The 23427-nt window shown below is 74.5% G+C and carries 11 protein-coding genes; 3 read left to right on the top strand and 8 right to left on the bottom strand.

Features of this window, described 5'->3' with window-relative positions; all coding sequences use genetic code 11:
• Nucleotides 1–6 precede the first annotated feature (6 nt).
• From OG736_RS06955 to OG736_RS06945, 3 genes are read right to left on the bottom strand one after another with little or no spacing between them, the layout of a single operon-like run.
• Nucleotides 7–4038, bottom strand: coding sequence for an acyltransferase domain-containing protein (locus tag OG736_RS06955; protein WP_327181653.1), 4032 nt, complete (start codon nt 4036–4038; stop codon nt 7–9).
• Nucleotides 4035–5780, bottom strand: a complete 1746-nt coding sequence (locus OG736_RS06950; RefSeq protein WP_327181652.1) for a fatty acyl-AMP ligase — start codon at nt 5778–5780, stop codon at nt 4035–4037. The genes OG736_RS06955 and OG736_RS06950 overlap by 4 nt, the downstream gene beginning before the upstream one ends.
• A gap of 46 nt (nt 5781–5826) precedes the next feature.
• A complete protein-coding gene (locus tag OG736_RS06945) occupies nt 5827–7407 on the bottom strand; it encodes an acyl-CoA carboxylase subunit beta (RefSeq protein WP_442817160.1) in 1581 nt (526 codons plus the stop codon).
• 366 nt (nt 7408–7773) lie between these two features.
• Here OG736_RS06945 and OG736_RS06940 point away from each other — a divergent pair, with 366 nt between their 5' ends.
• Nucleotides 7774–9174: a cytochrome P450 gene (locus OG736_RS06940; protein WP_327181651.1), complete on the top strand. Its 1401-nt coding sequence runs from the start codon at nt 7774–7776 to the stop codon at nt 9172–9174.
• A 25-nt stretch (nt 9175–9199) separates the two neighbouring features.
• Here the strand turns inward: OG736_RS06940 and OG736_RS06935 are convergent, their stop codons facing one another.
• Complete coding sequence (locus tag OG736_RS06935) at nt 9200–11668, bottom strand: CBM35 domain-containing protein (protein WP_327181650.1); 2469 nt, start codon at nt 11666–11668, stop codon at nt 9200–9202.
• Between the two features lie 284 nt (nt 11669–11952).
• Here OG736_RS06935 and OG736_RS06930 point away from each other — a divergent pair, with 284 nt between their 5' ends.
• On the top strand, nt 11953–14676 hold the full coding sequence (locus OG736_RS06930; RefSeq protein ID WP_327181649.1) for an MGH1-like glycoside hydrolase domain-containing protein: 2724 nt from the start codon (nt 11953–11955) through the stop codon (nt 14674–14676).
• Complete coding sequence (locus tag OG736_RS06925; protein WP_327181648.1) at nt 14673–16124, top strand: alpha-amylase family glycosyl hydrolase; 1452 nt, start codon at nt 14673–14675, stop codon at nt 16122–16124. Before OG736_RS06930 ends, OG736_RS06925 begins: the two co-directional genes overlap by 4 nt.
• A 19-nt stretch (nt 16125–16143) precedes the next feature.
• On the opposite strand, the gene OG736_RS06920 is transcribed toward OG736_RS06925, so the two are convergent.
• From OG736_RS06920 to OG736_RS06905, 4 genes are all read right to left on the bottom strand, one after another.
• Nucleotides 16144–16698 carry a DinB family protein gene (locus tag OG736_RS06920; RefSeq protein ID WP_327181647.1) on the bottom strand — a complete coding sequence of 185 codons (555 nt, stop codon included), beginning with the start codon at nt 16696–16698 and terminating at the stop codon, nt 16144–16146.
• An 87-nt stretch (nt 16699–16785) separates the two neighbouring features.
• Nucleotides 16786–18546: a hypothetical protein gene (locus OG736_RS06915; RefSeq protein ID WP_327181646.1), complete on the bottom strand. Its 1761-nt coding sequence runs from the start codon at nt 18544–18546 to the stop codon at nt 16786–16788.
• Nucleotides 18543–22190 carry a vWA domain-containing protein gene (locus tag OG736_RS06910; protein ID WP_327181645.1) on the bottom strand — a complete coding sequence of 1216 codons (3648 nt, stop codon included), beginning with the start codon at nt 22188–22190 and terminating at the stop codon, nt 18543–18545. The genes OG736_RS06915 and OG736_RS06910 overlap by 4 nt, the downstream gene beginning before the upstream one ends.
• 5 nt (nt 22191–22195) lie before the next feature.
• Nucleotides 22196–23398 (bottom strand): ATP-binding protein, encoded by a 1203-nt coding sequence (locus tag OG736_RS06905; protein ID WP_327181644.1) that lies wholly within the window; start codon nt 23396–23398, stop codon nt 22196–22198.
• Between the last annotated feature and the right edge of the window lie 29 nt (nt 23399–23427).

Here is a 23427-nt window from a genome sequence, read left to right as displayed (position 1 = left end):
GGCTCCTCAGTCCGGTTCAGCGGGTCCGCTCGGCGTGGCGAGCAGCTGCCGCAGATGGGCGGCGATCTCGTCGACGTGCGGAGGGTCGAGCAGCGAGAGGTGGTGCCCCGGGACCGGCACGACCGTCAGACGCGGGCACACCTCGTCCCAGCCGAGGGTCTCGTCGTCCCGTTCGTACGCCGGGTCGCGCACCGTGTGCGGGGCCGGCTCGGTGGCCCGGTACAGGACCACGCGGCCGTCGTGGCGGCCCGGCCGATGGGCCTCGCCGACCCTCAGGTCCAGGTAGGAGGCACGCTGGTGCTCCAGCGCGGCGGCCGGTACCTCGACGGCGCCGCGCAGGGCCCGCAGCACGAGGTCGATGCGCTCGCGGTCGTCGTCCATCGCCGCGAGTTCGTCGTACGGCAGCCGGAGCGAGACGCCGTAGGTGTCGGCGACATGGCGGGCGAAGCCCGTGAAGTGCGCGCGGACCCGGTCGGCCTGCGTACGGTCGGGTCGCAGGAGGGGCCGCACCGAGTCGATGAGCACGACCAGCGGCACGGCCCGTCCGGCGGCGGTGAGCTGCCGGGCCGTCTCCTGGGCGAGGAAGCCGCCGAAGGACCAACCGCCCAGCAGCAGGGGGCCGTCGGGATGGACCGCGGTGATCGCCTCGGCACAGCGTCGTGCCTTCTCCGGCACGGTACGGGCGTCCTCCAGCCGTTCCAGCCCGTGCACCGGACGGTCGTCCCCGAGCCGTTCGGCGAGTGCGCGGTAGACGTCGGCGCGGCCGCCGGCCGCATGGAACAGGAACAGCGGCGGCCGGGAGCCGGCGGTGCGCAGGGCCCGCAGCGGAGAGGGCCCCACCTTCTCGTCCCCGGCGGCTTCCGGCGCGGGAAGGGCCTGCCGGATGCGGTCGGCCACCTCGTCGACGGTGGCGGCGCCGAGCAGGTCGCGCAGCGGCAGGTCGACCCGGAACTCGCGTTCCAGGGCGGTGCGGATACGGACCGCCATCAGCGAGTCCAGGCCCAGCTCGGCCAGCGCCGTGGCAGGCGTGACGCGGGCCGTCGGGTGGCCGGTGACGGCGGCGATGTGGTGGCTGAGGCGGGCGGCGACCGAGACCGGGCCGTCGGCCTCCTCGCCCGCTGCGGCGGGCTCGGCCCATCGTCCCGCGGCCACTGACGCCGCCGCGACGGGGGCCCGCCCGTCCGTCCACCAGTACCGGGTGTGCCGCCAGCGTGGTGCGGGCACGTCGACGACCCGGCCGGGCGGCCGCGGCAGGAGCAGACCGGCCGCGTACAGGGCGCCCAGCTCCGAGAGGAACCCGGCGCAGCCGTCCGCGTCGCGGCGCAGGGTGCCCACGACGAGGGCGCCGGGCACCGTGTCGGTCACCGGCCGGGCCAGGACCGGATGCGGCGAGATCTCGACGAAGGCGGTGTGGCCGTCGGCGGCGGCCGCCGCGAGGGCCCGGTCCAGGCGCACGGGACGGCGCAGATTGGCGGCCCAGTGGGCGGCGTCGAACCGGCAGTCGCCGCGCGGGTCGTCGAGGACGGTGGAGTAGACCGGGATGCGCGCGGGCCTGCCCCGGACGTCGGCGAGGGAGTCGGTCAGTTCCGGCAGCAGCGGGTCCACCTGGGGCGAGTGTCCTGCGCCGACGACCCGCATGGCGCGGGCGGCGCGGCCCCGCTCCTCGAGCCGGCGCACGAGCCGGGTGACCACGCCCTCGTCCCCGGTGACGACCTTCTGCCGGGGCGAGGAGTGGACGGCGACCTGGACGCCCGGGAAGTCGCGCTCCAGGTCGGCCAGTTCACCGTCGTCCAGGTCGACGACGGCCATCGCGCCGCCGTGCAGCCCGCTCAGCAACCGGGCCCGCACGGCGACGACCCGGGCCGCGTCCGAGACGTCGAGCGCGCCCGCGCAGACGGCGGCGGCCACCTCGCCCATGGAGTGACCGATCACGGCCGCCGGTTCGGCACCGTACGAGCGCCACAACTCGACGAGTGCCAACTGGAGCCCGAACAGCACCGGTTGGGCGATCTCCACGCGGTCGAGCGCCGCTCCGGACGCCAGCCGGTCGTGGAGCGAGAAGCCGCATGCGACGGCGAGCCGCGCGTCGAGCTTCTCCACGGCGGCGGCGAAGGCGGGTTCCTCGGCCAGCAGTCGGCGCCCCATGCCGGGCCACTGGCTGCCGTACCCGGAGAACACCCACACCGGGCCGCGCCCGACCCGGTCGCGGTCGCCGGTGAGCACCCGCGCGTGCGGCCGGCCCTGCGCCAACGCGTCCAGGGCGTCGGCCAGTTCCCCCCGGTCAGCGGCGACGACGGCCGCGCGTACCGGCCCGCGCCCGGTGCGTCCGGCGAGGGTACGGGCGACGTCTGCCGGACGGGCTGCGTGGCCCTCTGGCGTGCGGAGCCACCCGGCGAGCCGGGCCGCGGTGTCCCGGACCCGCTCGGTGTCGACGTCGGACAGCAGGTGCAGCCGGGCGGCCGGCTCGTCGGCCGGGGGCGGCAGCGTGTGGGGCCGCCGTTCCTCCAGTACGGCATGGGCGTTGGTACCGCCGAACCCGAAGGCCGACACCCCGGCGGTGGCCGTGCCGCCGTAGCGGGGCCACGGCTCGGGCTCGGTCACCACCCGCAGTCGTCCATCGTCCAGGGCGCTGCCGTGCGCGCAGTGCAGCGACGGCGGAATGCGGTCGTGATGCAGTGCGAGGACCGTCTTCACCAGGCCCGCGACGCCCGCCGCGGACTCCAGGTGCCCGAGGTTGCCCTTGACGGAGCCGAGCAGCAGCGGCTGGTCGGGGTCGCGGCCCGGTCCCAGGACCGTGCCCACCGCGCCCGCCTCGATCGGGTCGCCGAGCGGGGTGCCGGTGCCGTGCGCCTCGACGTAGTCGATCTGCGCGGGGGCCAGCCCGGCCCGTGCGTAGGCGGTGCTCAACAGGGCTTGCTGGGCGGCCGGGTTGGGGGCGAGGAGACCGTTCGAGCGGCCGTCGGAGTTCACCGCGGTGGCCCGGACGACCGCGAGGACACGGTCACCGTCGCGCTCGGCGTCGGACAGCCGTTTCAGCAGCACGGCCGCGCACCCCTCACCGCGCCCGATCCCGTCGGCCGCCGGGGAGAACGGCTTGCAGCGGCCGTCCGGCGCGAGGGCGCCCGCCCGCGCGAAGGCGACGCCGACGACGGGCGACAGCAGCAGGTTGACCCCGGCGGCGATCGCCAGGTCGCTCTCGCCGGTGCGCAGACTGACACAGGCGTGGTGGACGGCCACCAGCGAGGACGAACAGGCGGTGTCGACGGCCATGCTCGGCCCGCGGGTGTCCAGGACGTACGCCAGCCGGCCCGCGGCCACACCGAGCGCCGCGCCCGCCGGGGCCCACGGATCGACGGCGGCCGCTCGCGCGCCGGTGAGCCGGCCGTACTCCGTGGCACAGACGCCGACGAAGACGCCGGTGGCCGTGCCGGCGAGGGCGGCGGCCGGGACGGCGGCATGGTCGAGCGTCTCGTGGACGACCTCCAGGAGCATCCGCTGCTGCGGGTCCATCACCGTGGCCTCGCGCGGTGTGATGCGGAAGAAGTCGGCGTCGAACCCGGCGATGTCGTCGAGGTAGCCGCCGCGCGTGGGCGCGTCGGCGGGCGGGAAGGCGGTGAAGTCCCGCCACCGGTCCGCCGGTACCGGCCCGATCGCGTCGCTCTCGTCGCCCAGCAGCCGCCAGTAGTCGGCCGGGCCGCGCACCCCGCCGGGCAGTCGGCACCCGACCCCGATGACGGCCACGGGCTCGTCGAGCGCGGCCGGGGGAGGGGCCGCGGGCGGCGCGGGGAGGCACCGCTCGGCCGGGCCGCGCAGCTGCGCCACCAGGGCTTCCAGCGTGGGCGCCGACCAGAGCAGCGTCGCCGGCAGCTCGCGGCCCGTCAGCCGGGACAGTTCCCCGGCCAGGCCGACGGCGTCCCGCGAGGACATCCCGAGGTCGGCCAGCGGCAGGTCCATCGGTACGTCGTCGCCGGTGCCGCTCCAGGCGGCGACCCGTTCCGCGATCAGGCGGCGCAGCGCGCCCTCGTCGACGGCGCTCATCGCGCGGTCCCCGCCACGAAGGCGCCCTCCAGATACCTGGCCCGCGTCAGGGACCGCGCGACCTTTCCGCTGGACGTCCGGGGTACGGCGCCGGGAGCGACGAGGACGACGTCGGCGAGCCGCAGGCCGTGCCGGGCGGACACGGCCGCACGCACGGCCCGGGCCAGGGCCGGTACGTCGATCCCGTCGAGACGGGTGGCCCGCGTGTGCTCGGCCACCACGACCACCCGCTCGCCCGCGTCGTGCGCGTCGCCCGGGACGCCGAAGGCGGCGAGCCGGTCGCGCCGCACGGCCGGATGCGCGTCCTGGACGGTGGCCTCCACGTCCTGCGGGTAGTGGTTGCGGCCGTCGACGACGATGAGGTCCTTCAGCCGGCCGGTGACGACCAGCTGTCCGTCCAGCACCGTCCCCAGGTCGCCGGTGCGCAGCCAGCCGCCCTGGGCGCCGGCCGGCCGGGCACCGAAGACACGCCGGCTCTGGGCCTCGTTTTTCCAGTAACCGCGCCCCACGTTGGGGCCCCGCACCCAGATCTCGCCGACCTCCCCCTCGGAGAGGGAGTCGCGGGAGACGGGATCGACGACGCGGACCTGCTGGCCCGCCGGGGTGCCGCAGCCCGCCAGCTGGACGGCGTCGGCGTCGTCGGGCCGCGCGGGCAGGGCCTTGCCCGCGGCGAGGGCGTCCCGGTCGAGGGCGAACCGGCGCAGCGGCTCACCGGGCCGGGCCGCGCTGACGAACACGGTGGCCTCGGCGAGCCCGTACGACGGACAGTGGACGTCCGCGGCGAGCCCCTGGGCGGCGAAGGCCGCGTGGAAGCGGTCGGCGGTGCCGGGCCGGACCGGTTCGCTGCCGTTGATCAACGCGGCGACCCCGTCGAGGCGCAGCTCCGCCTTCTGCGCGTCGGAGACGGCGGAGACGCAGTAGTCGTAGGCGAAGTTGGGTGCGGCGCTGAGCGCGCGCGGATGTGCGGCGAGGAGCCGCAGCCAGCGGGCAGGCTCGTGCAGGAACGCGGCCGGGTCCATGAGCACCGACGGACGCCCCTGGACGACAGGAGCGGCGACGCTCAGCACGAGTCCCATGTCGTGGTAGAGCGGCAGCCAACCCACGCAGGTCACCGGGGCCGCGTCGGCGCCGTAGGCGGCCAGCGCCTGGCGGGCGTTGGCCACCACGTTGGCGTGGGTGATCTCCACGCCCGCCGGAGCCCGGGTGGATCCGGAGGTGTACTGGAGGTAGGCGGTCGCCCCGGGGTCCGGCGCGGCCACCGGCCGGTCCCGGGGCGCGGTGTCGGGGATCCGGTCCACGGCGACGACCGGCACCTGCGTACCGGCGCAGAGGTCCGCCACCTCCGCCATGGCCCCGCTCGTGGTCACCACGAACGCGGGCCGCGCGTCGGCCAGCACCCCGGTGAGCCGGTCCCCGTGCCCGGGCAGGCCGGGCGGATACAGCGGTACGGCGACCAGCCCGGCGGCCAGCGCCGCCAGGAAACCGGTGACGTACTCCGTTCCCTGCGGGCACAGCAGTGCCACCCGCGCCCCGGGCTCGGCCTGTTCGGCGAGCCGGGCCGCGAGGGCCCGCACGCGGCTGTCCAGACTTCGCCAGGTCAGCGTGCGGTGTACGCCCCGCGAGTGCGGGGCGGGGTGATCGACGAAGGTGAACGCCCGGCGGTCGGGGGCGGTTTCGGCCCAGTGCCGCAGGTACTCGGGCAGAGTCCGGTACGCGGGCGCGAGCGGGGGGCGGCTGTCCATCGGGCGTGGCTCCTCACGGCGCGGTGTCGGCTGGCGGGTCGGGCGATCAGAGCGGGATGTTGCCGTGCCGGCGCTCCGGCATCGGGGCGCGCTTTCCGCGCAGCGCGCGCAGGGCCCGGCACAGGTGCGCGCGGGTGTCGCGCGGGGCGATGACGGCGTCGACGTACCCGCGTTCGGCGGCGGGGTAGGGCGTCCCGTGGGTGGCCTCGTACGCGGCGACGAGACGGGCGCGCAGCGCCTCGGGATCGTCGGCCGCGGCGAGTTCACGCCGGTGCAGGACGCCGACGGCGCCCTCCGCGCCCATGACGGCGATACGGGCGGTGGGCCAGGCGAGGTTGAGGTCGGCGCCCAGGTGTTTGGAGCCCATCACCGCGTAGCCGCCCCCGTACGCCTTGCGCACCACCACCGTGATCTTCGGGACCGTCGCCTCGGCGTACGCGTACAGCAGCTTGGCGCCGCGCCGGATGATGCCGGCCTGTTCCTGGCTGACACCGGAGAGGTAGCCGGGGACGTCGGCGAAGGTGAGCAGGGGGATGCCGAACGCGTCGCAGAACCGCACGAACCGCGCGGCCTTCTCGGAGGCGTCGATGTCCAGGACACCGGCCGCGTGCAGCGGCTGGTTGGCGACGACCCCGACGGTGGCGCCCTCGACGCGGGCCAGGGCGCAGATGATGTTCGGCGCGAACAGCTCCTGCACCTCGAGCAGTTCGCCGTCGTCCACGACCGTCCGCAGGAGGTCGCGCATGTCGTAGGCCTGGCCGGTCCGGTCGGGGACCAGCGTGTCGAGCCGGGCCCCGTCGGCGGCGGGCGCGGGAGCGTACTCCGGTGGCCGCCCGAGGTTGTTGGCGGGCAGGTACGACAGCAGGTCGCGCACGGTGTCGAGGGCGTCCTCCTCGTCGGCGGCCAGGAAGTGGGCGTTGCCGTTGACGGAGTTGCTGGCGCGGGCGCCGCCCAGTTCCTCGGCGGTGGTGCGCTCGCCGGTGACGGCCTCGATGACGTCGGGCCCGGTGACGAACATGTGCGAGACACCGTCCACCATCACGGTGAAGTCGGTGATGGCCGGCGAGTACGCGGCGCCGCCCGCGCAGGGGCCCAGGACGACCGAGATCTGCGGGATGACCCCGGACGCCCGCACGTTGCGGCGCACCAGCTCGGCGTAGAGGGCGAGCGAGGAGACGCCCTCCTGGATCCGGGCCCCGCCGGAGTCGTTGAGCCCGACGACCGGACAACCGGTCTTCAGCGCGAGGTCCATGAGGGCCACGGTCTTCTCACCGAAGGCCTCGCCCATGCTGCCGCCGAAGACCGTGGAGTCCTGGGCGAACACACAGACCGGCCGTCCGTCGACCGTGCCGTACCCGGTGACGACCCCGTCCCCGTAGGGCCGGCGGGCACCGTCCCCCGTGGACCGCGCCCGGACGAACCCGCCGGTCTCGGTGAAGGAGCCCTCGTCCAGCAGGCGTTCGATCCGCTCCCGCGCACCGAGGGCCCCTGCTCTCCTGGGCGTGCCCGGCACCACCGCCTTCGCCTGACGGCGTGCCAGGTCGTCGATGCGGTCGGCGGTGCGGTCCGCCGCGCTCGTCGCTCTCGTTGTCGCTGTGTCTCTCGCCGTCGCCGTCGTCGTAGCCAGGGATGTTGTCGCCTCTCGCGTCACAGCCACCTCCGAAGTGGTTCTCGAATATGGCAGCGATGGGGAGCGAACCGGAGGGATCACCGTTCTGTTTGCGTGAGTTGAGTCCTCGGGGACGCGGGTTCGTCCTGGCGTGACAAGGCCGCCGTCGCCGGACGCTCGCGCGGTGCGGCAGCGGCGGGGTCAACCACGCGGAGCACGCTCCGAGTTGAAGGGGCGCCGCACTCGGGGACGGCGGTCCCGGGATCGCGCGGGTCGCAGTGCCCCCGTCGTTCACCACGGGCGGGTCCTGGGATAGGGTCCGACCGGTTCCGGCTACCGAATGACGACGCGCCGGTACGGGGAGTGTCGGAGGGCGGCAGAGCGATGGAATCGCAGGTGGGTGACGGCGGATCCGTGGACCTGGAGGGCGCGCGGCTGGAGACGATGACTCCGCAGCCGCTGTTGACCCGGGACTACGAGACGCGCCCCTCGCTCGTGTACGAGCGGCTCAGGCAACAGCACGGTCCGGTGGCGCCGGTCGACCTGCTGGGAGTGCCCGCCTGGCTGGTCCTGGGCTACCGCGAGTCGCTCGAGGTGCTCCAGGACGACGCCGGGTGGCCCAAGGGGCTGGAGAAGTGGCGGGCCCGCTCGGAGGGCAGGGTGCCGGCCGACTGGCCGCTCGGACCGTCCCTCGAGGTCAACCATGTGCTGATCCAGGGCGGCCCCGGCTACCGGCCGCTGCGCACGGCGTGGGACGCGGCCCTCAAGCCGTTCCAGGACCCGCGCCACCCGCAGGCCAAGCGACTGAAGACGGCCGTCGGCGCCTACGCCGACGAACTGATCAGCCTGGTGGGGCAGGCAGGCGGCACCGGCTGGGCGGACCTGTCCGCCCAGTTCTCCCGGCCGCTGCCGCTGATGGTGGCCAGCCACCTGCTCGGCTTCCCCGGTTCGCAGGGCGACGACGCGCTGATGGACATGTGGCGGGTACTGGACGCGGGTCCGGACGCGGAGCCCGCCCTGGAACGGCTGCTGGCCGCGCTGGCCGAACTGGCGGCGGGCAAGCTGGAGAAGCCGGGGGAGGACTTCCCCTCGTACCTGCTGGCCGCGCATCCCGACCTCTCGCTCGACCAGCTAGCCCGCGAGTTGTTCATGCTGCTGGGCATGACCTCCGACCATGTCGGCATCCTCATCTCCAACACGGTGGTCGAGGTCATCTCGGGTGAGGGCGGCGTGCGGGCCAGCCTGTCCGCCGGGATGGTCAGGGAGAGCATGAACCGGGTGGTCATGCGCAAGCCGCCGCTGGTGAACTTCGTGCCGCGCTTCGCGGCCGAGGACACCCGGCTCGGGAACTACACGATCCGGGCCGGCGACCCGGTCTGGGTCTCGTCCGCGGCGGCGCACGCCGACCCGCTCTTCGCCGACCACGTGGAGTCGGGCACCACGGTCAGCACCCGGGCGCACCTGGCCTGGGGCGCGGGCCCTCGCCAGTGCCCGGCGCGTGAGCTCGCGTCGACGGTCGCGGCGGTCGGCGTGGGCCGGCTGTTCGAGCGGTTCACCCACCTGGACCTCGCCCTCCCCGCCGATCAACTCCCCTGGCGCTCTTCGCCCTTCATGCGCGGCCTGCGCTCGCTGCCCGTGCGGTACGAACTGGCCACGATGTCGGAGCCGCCGTCCTCGCAGGCCCCGGCCGAGGAACCGGCCGGGATCGGACCGGCCGATCCGGCGGTCCGGCAGCGCTCGTCGCTGTGGCGCTATCTGACGGGCCTGATAGGCGTGGGCCGCTGACGCCGGGACAGCGGCGCGCGTCTGGCTACGACCGGCGGAACACGCGGCCCAGTTCGATGCGGCCGATGCGCGGGGCCCGGCCCGTCGCGTTGCGGAAGGTCACGCTTTCGGTGCCCTTCCGCAGGTCGACGGGGACACCCAGGGTCCAGTAGTCCTCCCGGCTCCAGGTGTTCTTGAAGGTGAGCCTCCGTGGCGCTCCGGCGCCGACGGTGACATCCGCCGTACGGGACAGGATGTCGGTGTTGTAGGCGTGGCCGTTGTCGCGGCGGTCGTCGTGCGCGTAGTGGACGACCAGCATGTAGCGGCCGGATTCGGGTGCGTGCACCGTGAACTCGGCGGCGCCGGCCAGGCTGTTGCCGAGGTCGTCGACACAGGAGCCGCCGAAGGCGTGGGCGGAGTCGACGAGTTGCGCGCCTCCGGTGAGGGTGGCGGAGGCGGCGGCGTAGGAGAGGGTGCCGTCGGCGGAGCCCGCCCCCGAGACGTCGAGGGACCGGACGGCCGCGTGCCGCGCGGTGAGCGCGAGGCGGTTGTTGCCCGCCACCAGGTAGAGCCGAAGGGGCCGGTCCGGCGCCGCCGTCACCCGCTCGCCGTGCAGTGTGAGCCGCACCGCCGCCGAGGCCCGCGGCACGACGGTGCAGTAGCCGTCGCGAGGGGCGTAGACGTCGAAGACGGCCCGGTCGCCCTCCCGCAGGACCAGGGCGCCCGTGCCCACTCCGGCCGACGAGGAGTAGTCGTACGAGGGGCTGCCGTCGATGTCCGCGAGGGTCGCCTCGTACGACGCCGACGGTGCGCCGGTGCGCGCGGTGAGGTCGACGCGGTCGAGGGTGACCTCGGCGTCGCCCTTGGCGAGGGTCAGCACATGGGTGCCGGCCGACAGTTCGACATCGAGGTCCTTCCTGGCGCGGTAGGCCCAGTTCTGTGTGGAGGGGTACGACACGGTGACCGGGTCCGCGCCGTCGACGAGCAGCCGCTGGGTGGCGGGGGCGCCGGACTGGTTGCCGTAGAGGATCGCCAGGTCGTACCTCCCGTCCGCCGGGACCTTCACCGTGAAGTCGACCCTGCTGGAGGCGCTGTCGAGGGATCCGACGTCCTTCGTGCCGGAGGCCGCGTAGCCGTTGGCTTCGGCGACCGTCCCCAGGGTCCGCACCCGGCCGCCGGTGATCGCCGCGTCCTCGGCCTCGTACGACGCCGACCAGGGCACGGCCGGGGCGGACGGGGTGCCTGCCCCGCCCGGGGTGAGGGCGATCCGGTACGCGGACATCCTGTGCCCGCCGCGCAGCGGCACCGTCACCGAACCGTCGGCCGCCACCTCGACCCGGGTGCGGGCGAGGACCCGCGGAGCGGCGTGCTGTCCCTCGTAGCCCGACCAGGCGGCCTCGGCGAGGGTCGCGACGACCGTGCGGCCGAAGACGGCGCTGGGGACGCCGCGCACCACGACGTCCACGTCGCCGTCCGAGCCGCCGAGCAGCACCTGGGCCTGACGGCGCGAGGTGTCGAGGGAGGCGAGGCCCTGGAGGGTGTCGACGGTGTGCGGCCGCGGCGGGGTGACCTGCACGGTGTCGCCGGTCAGCCCGGCGTACCAACGGAAGAACCACCAGCCGCCGTTGGGGATGTTCGTGCGCACCACGTTCCCGTCCAGGTTGCCGGCGGCGTCCCAGTAGGCCTGGTTGGCGTACACCTTGTTCCGCTCGAACATCGACACCCACTGCACGAGCTGTCCCGGCACGGACAGGTCACGGCGGTTGGCGTACTCGTCGATGCTGATCCTCAGCGGTGCGATGCCCAACCGGCGCTCGATCGCACGGTAGTCGTCGTGGTGACTCTGGAAGTCCCGCAGCGAGTCCGGGCCCAACTCGTGCCAGGTCACCACCTGCGGCAGCACGTTCTCCCGCTGGGCGAAAGCGAGGAAATCGGTCATCAGCCGGGAGTGGTAGCCGGTCTCGTTGGGCCCGGCGATCCTCGCCTCGGGGGCGAGGGCGCGGATGCGCCGGTACACCGTTGTCCAGTCCTGGAAGAAGCGGTCGCGGTTGGCCTCGTACCGCACCCGGTCGGGGACGCCGAGGTCGTACCAGATGCAGTCGGGCTCGTTGAAGGGGATGTGGACGAAGCGGTCGCCGTGCGGGTGCGCCGACACCTCCTTGACGATCTTGTCGACCTTGGCGAGGTAGTCGTCGATGCCCAGGTTCTCGTAGGGCCACTCGGCGTAGACGTCCTGCATCATCACGTTGATCTCGCCGCCGCCGTTGCGGAAGAACGACCCGGAGACGGAGAGCGCGTCCCCGTTGGGGTGCTGGGCGCCGCCCTCCGGCTTCTGCGTGATGCTGGTGATCTTCAGCGGCGCGAGTACGGCGTCGCCGGGCACCCCGTCGTCGCCGAGGCCGTACAGCGCGCCATTGGCGCCGAGCAGCACCGGGCCTTCGGAGACGGCGAGGTCGACGGTGAGGCGCTGCGGGGCGACCTCCGACGAAAGCGGCTTGTGACCGGTCACATCCATTGAGGGATTGTGACCGGCCACACGGAGACCGTCAAGGGACCGTGATGGGGGCCCGGAGCGTGAAGTGGGGCGGGGGCGTGGAGCCTGGAGTGGGGCTCTGAGGTGTGAGGTGCGGGGCGGGGGCGGGGGCGAGGGCCGCGTGGGGCGGGTGGTCCTCGGCGGCCCGCGCCGCGCGTCAGTCGTTCGGCCCAAGTCGTGACCGCGCTCGCGCCTTGTCATTGCGGCCCGCCCCCGGACCCCCGAGGGTGGAGCCAGGTGGCGGGCGGTGGCGAGGAGGACGGGCGATGACGGAAGGCGACAGCGCCGCGGACGCCGAACGGCGGCGGCTTGCGGAGGCCGACGAGGGCGTGGCGCCCTGGCGGCGCTGGGGGCCGTACCTGAGCGAGCGTCAGTGGGGCACCGTCCGGGAGGACTACAGCACCGACGGCGACGCCTGGTCGTATTTCACCCACGACCAGGCACGCTCGCGCGCCTACCGCTGGGGCGAGGACGGCATCGCCGGCGTCAGCGACGACAAGCAGCGGCTGTGCTTCGCCCTGGCCCTGTGGAACGGCCGCGACCCGATCCTCAAGGAGCGGATGTTCGGTCTCACCAACACCGAGGGCAACCACGGCGAGGACGTCAAGGAGTACTACTTCCACCTCGACAACACGCCCACCCACTCCTACATGAAGTACCTCTACAAGTACCCGCAGGCTGAGTTCCCCTACGCCGACCTCGTCGACACCAACCGGGCCCGCGGGCGCGACGACCTCGAGTACGAACTGCTCGACACCGGTGTCTTCGACGAGGACCGTTACTTCGACGTGTTCGTCGAGTACGCGAAGGCGGGCCCCGAAGACCTGCTGGTCGAGATCACCGCACACAACCGTGGCCCCGACGAGGCCGTCCTCCATCTGCTGCCGACGCTGTGGTTCCGGCACACCTGGTCCTGGGCCGGCGGCACGGCCGTGCCCGCCCTGCGCGCGGCGGACGGCTGCGTCCGCGCAGACCACGACGAACTCGGCGCCCTCCGGCTCTACCACGACGGCGCGGCGGAGCTCCTGTTCGCCGGCAACGAGACCGACAACGAGCGGATCTTCGGGAGTCCGAACACCACGCCCTACGTCAAGGACGGCATCGGCCGATACGTCGTGAACGGCGAGACCGGCGCCGTCGACCCCGCGCGCACCGGCACCAAGGCGGCCGTCCACCAGGTGCGCACCGTCCCCGGTGGCGGCAGCACGACCCTCCGGCTGCGTCTGACCGGCACCGAACTCGCCGACCCCTGGGGGGACTTCGACGGGACCCTGGAGTCACGCCGGAACGAGGCCGATGCCTTCTACGAGGACATCACCCCGGACGGCATGGGCGAGGACGAGCGACACCTGGTCCGGCAGGCGCTGGCCGGCATGCTGTGGAGCAAGCAGTACTACTACCTGGACGTCGAGCGCTGGCTCACCGAACACGGCGTCGACCCGCTGGCCGCCGACCCCCGGATCCGCAACAGCGCCTGGTACCACATGGTCAACGACGAGGTCATGTCGATGCCGGACACCTGGGAGTACCCGTGGTTCGCGGCCTGGGACCTCGCCTTCCACACCCTCGCCCTGGCCATGGTCGACATCGGTTTCGCCAAGGGTCAGCTGGAACTGCTGCTGCACCGCCTCTACCTGCATCCCAACGGCCAGATCCCCGCGTACGAATGGAACTTCGGCGACGTCAACCCGCCCGTGCACGCCTGGGCCACCCTCTTCGTCCACGAACTGGAGAAGCACCGCACCGGACGCGCCGACCGCGCCTTCCTGGAGAACGCCTTCCAGAAGCTGATGAAGAACTTCACCTGGTGGCTCAACCGCGAGGACGTCGACGGCAACAACGTCTTCCAGGGCGGCTTCCTCGGCCTCGACAACATCGGTGTCTTCGACCGCAGCGCCCCGCTGCCCACCGGCGGCCACCTCGACCAGGCCGACGGCACCGCCTGGATGGCGCTGTACTGCCAGAACCTCCTGGACATCGCCATCGAACTGGCCGTGGACAACCCGGTGTACGTCGATCAGGCGCAGGCGCTGTTCGAGCACTTCGCGTGGATCGCCGTCGCCATGAACCGGGTCGGCAAGGACAACGCCAGCCTCTGGGACGAGGAGGACGGCTTCTTCTACGACGTCCTACGGCTGCCCGACGGCAGTGCGACCCCGCTCAGGGTGCGCTCCCTGGTCGGCCTGATCCCCCTGGCGGCGACCAGCGTGATCGGCGGCCGGGCCGACCAGCAGTTCCCCGAACTCGTCGAGGGAGCAAAGGAGTTCATCAAACGGCATCCGGTCGTCGAGGCCTTCGTGTCGCAGCACGTCACCGCGGATCCGAGCGCCGAGGGACGGTATCTGTTCGCCCTGTTCGGCGAGGACCGACTGCGCCGCATCCTGGCCCGGATGCTCGACGAGGACGAGTTCCTCGGCCCGCACGGCATCCGGTCCCTCTCCCGCCACCACGCCGACCACCCTTACACGTTCGAGGTGCACGGCCAGACGTACGGCGTCGGCTATCTGCCGGCCGAGTCCGACTCGGGGATGTTCGGCGGCAACTCCAACTGGCGCGGACCGGTGTGGTTCCCGATCAACCTGCTGCTGATCCGCGCGCTGCTGAACCTGCACGGCTACCACGGAGCGGCCTTCACGGTGGAGTGCCCGACCGGCTCCGGACGCCTGATGAACCTGTACGAGGTCGCCCGCGAGCTCTCCGACCGGCTCACCTCCACCTTCCTGCGGGGCGCCGACGGCCACCGCCCGGTGCACGGCGCGCAGCCCCGGTTCGCCAAGGACCCGCACTGGAAGGACCTGATCCTCTTCTACGAGTACTTCCACGGCGACAACGGCGCGGGCCTCGGCGCCTCCCACCAGACCGGCTGGACCGGCCTGGTGGCGGCCACCGCGACGCTGTTCCACACCCTCACCGCCGACGAGTGGCACCGGGGCGGCCGCGAGTCGCTGCGGCCGAAGAACGACGGCGACCGCGAGGAGCCCCTGTCATGACGGTGGTCTACGAGATCAACACGGCTGTCTGGCTGGGCGAGTTGGGTGGACGGTACGGGCGCCGGGTCACTCTCGGGGATGTGCCGAGCGAGGCCTGGGACGAGATCGCCCTGCCCGGTGTCGACACCGTCTGGCTGATGGGCGTCTGGGAGCGCAGCCCGGCCGGACTGCGGATCGCGCTGCGCGACGAAGCCCTGCGGACCTCGTTCCGCGCCGCCCTGCCCGACGTCACCGAGGCGGACATCGCCGGATCCCCCTACTGCGTACGGGACTACGTCGTCGACGCCTCGTTCGGCGGACCGGAAGGGCTGGCCGAGGCCCGGGCCCGACTGGCCGCCCGCGGACTGCGGTTGATCCTCGACTTCGTCCCCAACCACGTCGCCCCCGACCACCCCTGGGTGACCCGCCACCCCGACCGGTTGATCCAGGGCACCGCGGACGACCTGTCCCGAACGCCGGGCGACTTCATCGAGTCCGACGGCCGGATCCTCGCCCGGGGACGCGACCCGTTCTTCCCGCCCTGGCCCGACGTCGTCCAGCTGAACGCCTTCGGCGACGCCCTGCGCGCGGCGACCGTGGACACGCTGGTGTCCATCGGCGACCAGGCGGACGGCGTGCGCTGCGACATGGCGATGCTGCTGATGAACGACGTCTTCGCCAAGACGTGGGGCGACCGGGCCGGACCGGCGCCCGCCGAGGACTTCTGGCCGTACGTCCTCCCGCGCGTCCGCGAGCGCCACCCGGACCTCCTCTTCGTCGCGGAGGCGTACTGGGACCTCGAATGGGCCCTGCAGCAGCAGGGCTTCGACCACTGCTACGACAAGCGGCTGTACGACCGTCTCCTGCACGAGGACGCCGACTCCGTCCGCGCCCATCTGGGGGCAGCCCTCACCTACCAGCGAGGTCTCGTCCGCTTCCTCGAGAACCACGACGAACCACGGGCCGCCGCCGCCCTGCCCGGCGCGCGGGGACGGGCGGCAGCCGTGGCCGTCGCCACCCTGCCCGGCGCGACGCTGTGGCACGAGGGCCAGTTCGAGGGACGCCGGGTCCGTCCGCCGGTGTTCCTCGCGCGCAGACCGCAGGAGCCCGTCGACGAGCCGCTGCGCGCCTTCCACCACCGGCTGCTGACGGCCGCGGCCGTCGTCCGCCGGGGCGAATGGCGGCCGCTCGCCGCGACGGGCCGACCGGACAACGACGACACCCACCGCGGCCTGCTCGCCTGGACCTGGACGCACGCGGACGCGCGCCACCTGGTCGTCGTCAACCACTCCGACCACCCGGCCCGGGCGCGACTGCCCCTGCCCTGGGACGACCTGCCCGGGCGCGAGCACCGCCTGACCGACCTGCTGACCTCACAGACGTACGACCGTGACGGCGGCGAACTGACCGACCCCGGCCTGTTCGTGGCCCTGGAGGCCTGGCAGACGCATGTCCTCGAGGTCGGCTGACGGCCCGCCGCGAGGGGCCTCAGCCCATGCTCTTCGCGCCGTCCAGGGACTCGCGGATGATGTCCGCGTGACCCGCGTGCTGGGCGGTCTCCGCGACGATGTGCAGCAGGACGCGGCGGGCCGACCACCGTGCGTCCCCCTCGAACCAGGGGGCCGCCGGCAGCGCGTGGTCCGCGTCGAGATCGGGCAGGGACGCGATCAGTTCGTCGGTGCGGTGAGCCACCTCGTCGTAGTCCTTCAGCACCCCCGCCAGCGTCTCGCCGGGCAGCATCCGGAACTCGTCGGCCCGCCTGGCGAAGTCCTCCTCGGTCATCTTGGTGAAGTCGGGCATCGCCGACGCGCCCTGCACGATGAAGGCCGCCCAGCCCCGCTCGACCGAGGCGACGTGCTTGATCAGGCCGCCGAGACACAGCTCGCCCGCGGTGGTCCGCTGCCCGGCCTGCTCGTCGGTGAGGTCGCGGGTGGTGAAGCGCAGGAAGTGCCGCTGCTTGGCGAGCGCCTCCAGCAGGTCGGCGCGCTCGCGGCTGACGGCCGGTGCCGCGGCGGTCTCGTCGAGGGGGGTGGGCTGGTTCATGGGCGCCTTCTTCCGTGAGTCCTCTTCCGTGTGCGAGCACCACGTTAGGAGCGATAGAGGTCAGATCCTGTCCTAATGGCGGCGGATTCACCGCGATGTCGCCACGACCTCCGCACCAGACTCCGCGCCCACCTCCGCATCCGCTCCCCAGGCCGCCGCGCACAGCGCCCGCTCGACCTCGCCGGTGTAGACGGCCGCGGCCAGCCAGGCGCGGGCGAAACGGCCCGTGTCCGCCGGGAGCAGCCGGCCGAAGGCGTCGCGGGACCGGTCCGCCGCCGTGGACCGGAGTTCGCCGAGCAGCTCGCCCGCGGTGGCGAGACCGACGCGGCGCAGCCGTCCCCCGTCCCCCGCCCCGCTGTCCGGGAAGCCCAGCACCCTGCGGCCCCCCGACACGGCCTGGTCCACGCGGCGGCGCAGAAGGTGCAACGGCGCCTCGTCCACCGGGGGAGCGGCGGCGGGCGCGGCCGTCGCCGTGGGCAGGTCCGCGCGCTGGAGACGGTCCAGGCCCAGATCCACCCGCTCGCCGGCCCGGGCCGGGTGCTCGGCGGCGAGCAGCAGGGCGCGCGGGAGCGGCCCCGGGGCGAGACGCGCGACGACCCGCAGCCGACTGCCCCGGGCGGCGGCGAGCAGGCGGAGGTTTTCGCGGTAGGGGAGCGCGGGATCGTCGTGGGCGACGGCGAGCCGGACCGTGCGGCCTTCGCAGTCGGCCAGCAGGCGGTCCCCCGCCGCCTCCCGGACCGTGCCCGCCAGGGTGACGTCGAGGAAGAGCAGGCCGTGCCCGCCGGCCAGGGCGCGTGCGACCTGCTCGGCGACCGGCACCGCCCACAGCCGGTCGAGCGGTTCGGCGCTCCAGGCGGCACCCGACGCGCGCACCGCCCGTACCCCGGCCCCGGCGCCGAGCCGGCCCGTGGCGGAGACGGTCGCCCCGGACACCGCGAGGCCCGCGCGTGACAGCTCACGGTGGGTCAGGGCGGTGTCGCCGATCCGGACGGCCCGGTCGGCGGCGCCGGTCGCCCGGCCGGGGCCGCCCGGAGCCACGTCGGAGACCGTGTAGAGGCGCCCCTCGGCGTCGGCGGTCCAGGTCACGGCCCCCGCGTAGCCGGTCGTCGTCAGGACGGGCTCCGAGAAGAGCCCGTACAGCCGCAGCGAGCCGTCCGGGGTGTAGGGCTGACGTACGCCGCCGCGCAGTTCGGCCAGGTCCCGGCCGGTCGCGAACGGCAGGCGGTGCGCCATGCCGAGGACGGTGCGCAGCGCGTCGACAAGGTCGGGCAGCCGGTGGGCGGGGTCGGCGGAACGGGCCGCGCGCACCCCGTTGACCACGGAGACCGCGGCGGCGGCGACCCGGGGGAGACCCGCGAGCCGCGCGGTGTGCGCGGCGCGCAGCAGCTCCGCCTGGAGCACGGCGCCGGAGCCGTCCGCGCCGGCTTCGAGCACGGCGGCCGCCGCGTCGTACACGGCCCGCGCGGCGGCGAGTTGGGCCGGGGCGGCCGTCTCGTCGTCGGGCGGCCGAGATGCTCCTTCGGCTGCCGGCGCTGCGGGCGCGCTGTCGGGAACGGCCTCGGCCACCGGCGCGGCCGAGGCCGCCGCCGCCCGGTGCAGACAGTCGGGGGCGAGCAGGCAGCCGCAGCGGATCGCGTCCGCGCTGGTCACCGCGCCCTCGGGCGCGTGCAGTTCGAGGTCGGTGTCGTCGTCGACGGCGATCCGCACGGTGTCGCCGTCGCGGACGACCGGACGTGCGGCCAGCTTGGCGATGCCCGCGTCCAGCCGCTTGCGCAGCCGGGGAGAGAGCCCCTCGACGAGTTCGGCGGTGACGGACGGCGCGACCGGCGGCAACAGGTCCTGGCTCATGCGATCTTCTCCCCTACCCAGCGGGCGAGTTCGAGCGGACTGAGAGCGGCGACGGGCATGCCCGCGGCGACGAGCTGACCGGCGACGCCCGTGGAGTAGCGCGGCCGGCCCGTGTCGTCGAGGCTCGCGCAGCCCAGCACGTGGCAGCCCGCACCGACCAGCGCACGCACCTCGGCGAGCAGCCCGCCGAGCGGATAGCCCTCCTCGAAGTCGCTGACGACCACGACCAGTGTCCGCGACGGCACGGTGACCAGCTCGCGGGCGTGCCGGAGCCCCGCCGCGATGTGCGTGCCACCGCCCACGCTGACCTCCAGCAACAGCGACAGCGGGTCCTCGACATGGCCGGTGAGGTCCATGACCTCCGTGGAGAAGGCCAGGAAGTGCGTGGACAGCGTCGGCACCCCGGCCAGCACGGACGCCGTCAGCGCCGCCCACACCGTGGATGCCTCCATGGACCCCGACACGTCCGTGACCAGGATCAGCCGCCAGTCGGCGGCCCGCCGCGCCCGGGTACGGAACACCGGGTGCTCCGGGACGACCCGGACCGTGCCGTCCGGGCCGCGCCGCGCGGTCGCCAGATTGGCGCGCAGCGTGCGCGGGAGGTCGAGGCCGCCGCCCGGACGCCGGCTGGGGCGCGGCAGCGCCGTGCCGTGCAGCGCGGGGCGCAGCCGGGTGGCCAACTGCCGGGTCAGTGCCTCGACCAGCCGCCGCACCAGCGGACGCAGCGCCGCCAGCCGGGCCTCGGGCAGCCCGCCCGCGTGCCGCAGCACGGTGCGCAGCAGATCGACGGAGGGGCGCACGCTGTCCGCGTCCAGCTCCGTGAGCACGTCCCTGCGGCCCGACGCGGCGGCCGCCGCCAGCACCTCCTCCCGGATGCCCGGCCCGAACAGCGCGGCCAGCTCCTGCGACCACTCCCGCACCCCGGGATACGGCGCGTCCCGGCCACCGCCGGTCCCCGGGCCCGTCAGGTCCCCGCGGCTGCCCTCGCCGCGCCCGCTGCCGTACAGCTCGTCCAGAGCCGTCGCCAACGCGCGTGCGGACGAGGGTAGTTGATCACTGCGACGGCCCAGGAGGAGCCGCCACCGGTCGGCGGGGGCGAGTCGACGGTCGAGACGGTCATCCCCGGGGTGTCCGGCCTTGTCGGTCGCGGTCGCGGTCGCGGTCGCAGTCGCGGTCGTCGCGGTCACGGTCTCGTCGGTGGGCGTCCGTGCGTCGCCGCCCGGGGCGGGCAGCAGCCCCAGTGACCGCAGGGCGGCGCGGGCCGCGAGGTCCGCCCCGGCCCAGGCGGCGAGCGCGGCCGGGTCCAGCCCCTCGGTGTCGGCGACGCGCCCGGTGCCGAGGCGTTCCTCGACGGCCGCGAGGAGACGGTCGCGGGCCGCGGGGCTCAGGGTCTCGAAGCCGCCCCGCAGCGCGGGCAGCCGGTCGAGGAAGTCCCGGTCGGGCAACTCCGACACCCGGCCCAGCAGCGGCTCCAGCGCGGGCGCCGCCGCTTCCAGCAGGGGACCGGCGGCGGCCAGCAGCCCGCTCAGCCGGGCCGTCAGCGCCGACCGCGAGTCGGCGTCGACGGCGCCGTCCACCCAGGACGCGACCCGGTCGCCGAAGGCCCGGGCGCTCTCCTGCCCGAGCAGCACCCGGACCGCTCCGGCGGCACCGCGCATCAGCGGGGAACCGTCGGCGGCCAGCCGGGCGAGGGCATCGGTGAGCCGGATACCGCCCAACAGGTCGGCTCGGTGCGCGAGTTCGAGCAGGGCGTGGGCGTCGGCCGGGTCCTCTGAACCGGTCAGTCCGTCCACCTGCCGCACCGCCGCCGCGGTGAGCAGCTCGGCCACGGCGGCCACCCGCGCCGTACGCTCCCCGTCGGCGCCGAGCCCCGGCACATGACCGGACCGCAGCCGGTCCGACAGGGCAAGCCCGGCCAGGAGTTCAGGCAGCGTACCGGCCAGGGGCAGCACCTCGGCGACGTCTGCGAGCCGTTCGTCCGCCAGCGTCGGCAGGCCGCACTCCGCGGCTTCCGAGAGCCCCTGGAGCACCTGCGCGGCCGTCGACCCGCCCGCGTCCCGCTCCGCGCGCCGACGCTCCCGCAGCACGCCCTCGGCGGCCTGCGCCGCGGTGACCCCGCGCACGCCGGCCGCGGTCAGCATGGCCGCCGTCGCCGGCGTCCAGCGCACCTCCCAGCGCGAGGTGAGGGCATCGGCCCCGCCAGCGCCGACCACCTCCCTCGCCTCGCCGTACGGCACACCGCACACCGTCAGTCGGCGCAGCAGCAGCTCACGGCGCCGGTCGAGGTCCGACCGCAGCGGGTCGAGCCGCAGATCCCGCGCCGGGCCGGAGGCGTTCTCCGGTCCGGGCAGGCCCAGCCCCGCCACCTCGGCCTCGACCGCCGGGACGAGACCGCTGCGCGGCGCGTCCGGCGCCGGCCGGCCGGTGCGGGTACCGACCAGCACCCGCTCCATCGCCCGCGCCACGGCCCGTCCACGCCCGTACGGCTCACCCTGCGCGAGGACGGTCTGCACCGCCTCGACCAACTCGCCCCGGCCTGCCGCGGGCAGCCCGCGCAGTCGGGCCAGATCCGAGGCCAGCCGCGTGATCTCGCGCGCGTCGGCCGGCCCGGACGGATGCCCGAGGTCCCGCAACGCCGCACACACCCGCACGGCCGCCCCCGTCAGCGCCTCCTCCAACGCCTGCGGATCGCCCGCCGCCCGCAGCACCATGTCCTGCCACTCCGGGTCCCGGATACCGGCCGGATAACCGGACCGCTCGTCCAGAAGGGCATAGGCATACGGAATCAGCGAGGTTGTCCACCCCGCCCGACTCGCCACAGCCCCTTCCTTCGGCCCGCCGCCCCCCGGGACGGTGGCACCCGCTTGCCCGCCGGTGGAGCCGTCGCCTCGTCCGGCGAGGGCCGATCCGGTCAGAGCCGGTGCGTGGAAGGCGCCGACGAGCACGGCGGCCCGCTCGCCCCGCGCGGTGGCCTCGGTGATCCGGGACCGCATCCACCGCTCACGCCGCAGGTCCAGCTCGGGCACCCCGCCGGAGGCGGCCGCGTCCTCGCGCAGCGCCCACCCCGTCAGCAGGGCGGCCCGGCGCAGCGCCTCGGGCGGTGAACCCGGGGCGGTGGCCTCGACGAGCCGGTCCCACAGGTCGTCCCCGGGACGGCCGGTGAGCCGGGCCCGCAGCGCACCGGCGAGTCCGGGTGCCTCGGCCTGCGCCGTGCCGGCGCGCCCCTCGCCCCACGCCCGGTCCGCGAGGGGCAGGTCGCAGGCGACCACCGGGACGCCGTGCCGGGCGGCCCAGCGCACGGCGGCCAGTTCGGGCGAGAAGTCGGCGAACGGATAGAACGCCGGGCCCCCGCCGCTCCCGCCGTCACCGGGCGCGGCGGCGAGTGCCACCGGGGCACGGGTCTCCTCGTGCCCGAGCCAGGGCAGCCACTCCTGCATCTCGGCCGGCAGCTCGACCAGCAGCACGTCGGGCTTCGCCTCGTCCAGCAGTGCGGGCACGGCGGCGGCCAGTGAGGGCGCGTGGTGCCGTACCCCGATGAGGTAGGGCCCTGCCGGGTCGGTGAGGGCGGCGAGAGCCCCGTCCGGGGAGTCCGGTGTGCCGGGGGAGTCCGAGGCGCCCGGCGCGCTGGTGGGGTGCGGGGACACGGCCGTCAGCCCTCCAGGACCGTGCGCAGGTCCCACAGGGTGCGCCAGGTGGCGGAACCCTGCTCGGCACGGCGCCGGACGGGCCCGTCCCAGTAGCCGCGCAGCCGGGCCGCGTCGGCCGGGTCGTCCTTGCGGACCACACCCAGCAGATGGCCCGGCAGCAGCCCGAGCACATCACGGTCGCCCGGGAAGTAGGCCGCCGCGAGCGCCAGCGCGCCCGCGACGGACACGGCCTCCGCGGTGCTCATCACCGTGGACGGCCGCTCCACCTCCCAGCCCTCCGCCGAGCGGCCCTCACGCAGATCACGGAAGGCGGTGACCAGCGCCTCCAGCACGGCGTCGTCGACCTGGAAGGGTGCGCCGGCCCGTTCCACCGAGGCCCGTGCCTGGCTGCGCACCAGGGCGGTCTCCGCGTCGAGGTCCGGAATGGGCCCGACCGTCTCGAAGTTGAAGCGGCGCTTGAGGGCCGCGGACATCTCCGAGACGCCCTTGTCCCGCAGGTTGGCCGTGGCGATGAGGTTGAAGCCGGGTGCGGCATGCGCCAACGCGTCGTCCGAGCCCGCGAGTTCGGGCACGGCGATGCGCCGCTCCGACAGCAGGGAGACCAGCGCGTCCTGCACCTCGGGCAGACAGCGTGTGACCTCCTCGACCCGGGCGATGGCGCCCCGGGACATGGCGGTCAGTACCGGCGAGGGCACCAGAGCCTGCCGGCTCGGCCCCTGCGCCAGCAACAGGGCATAGTTCCAGCCGTACTTGAGCTGGTCCTCCGTCGTGCCCGCGGTGCCCTGCACGACCAGCCCGCTGGTGCCGCACACGGCGGTGGAGAGCAGCTCGGACAGCATCGACTTCGCGGTACCGGGCTCGCCGACGAGCAACAGCCCGCGCTCGCCGGCGAGCGTGACCACACACCGCTCCACCAGCGCCCGGTCGCCGACGAACTTGGCCTCCACCACCAGCCGGCGCGGCACCCCGTCCGGCGCCTCGGCGTCCTCGGGCAGCTTCAGGGCACGGCCGTCGCTGCCCATGACGAACGTGACGACGGCACGCGGGGTGAGCCGCCAGGCGGGCGGGCGCGGCCCGTCGTCGTACGCGGCCAGGAAGGCCAGCTCGCCGGCGAACCGGTCCTCGGGCGGGACGATCTGGCGAACCGGGCCGGGGGAGCCGGCTGAATCGGAGTCGGAGTCGGGGGACAGGGCGGTAGTGGTCATCGGCGCGCGTTCTTCCGGAGGGGGCGGGA

The sequence above is a fragment of the Streptomyces sp. NBC_01334 genome (genome assembly GCF_035983595.1).
GTDB lineage: Bacteria > Actinomycetota > Actinomycetes > Streptomycetales > Streptomycetaceae > Streptomyces > Streptomyces coriariae.
The sequence above is the reverse complement of the archived record's forward strand: the minus strand, read 5'-3'. Positions and strand labels throughout refer to the sequence as shown.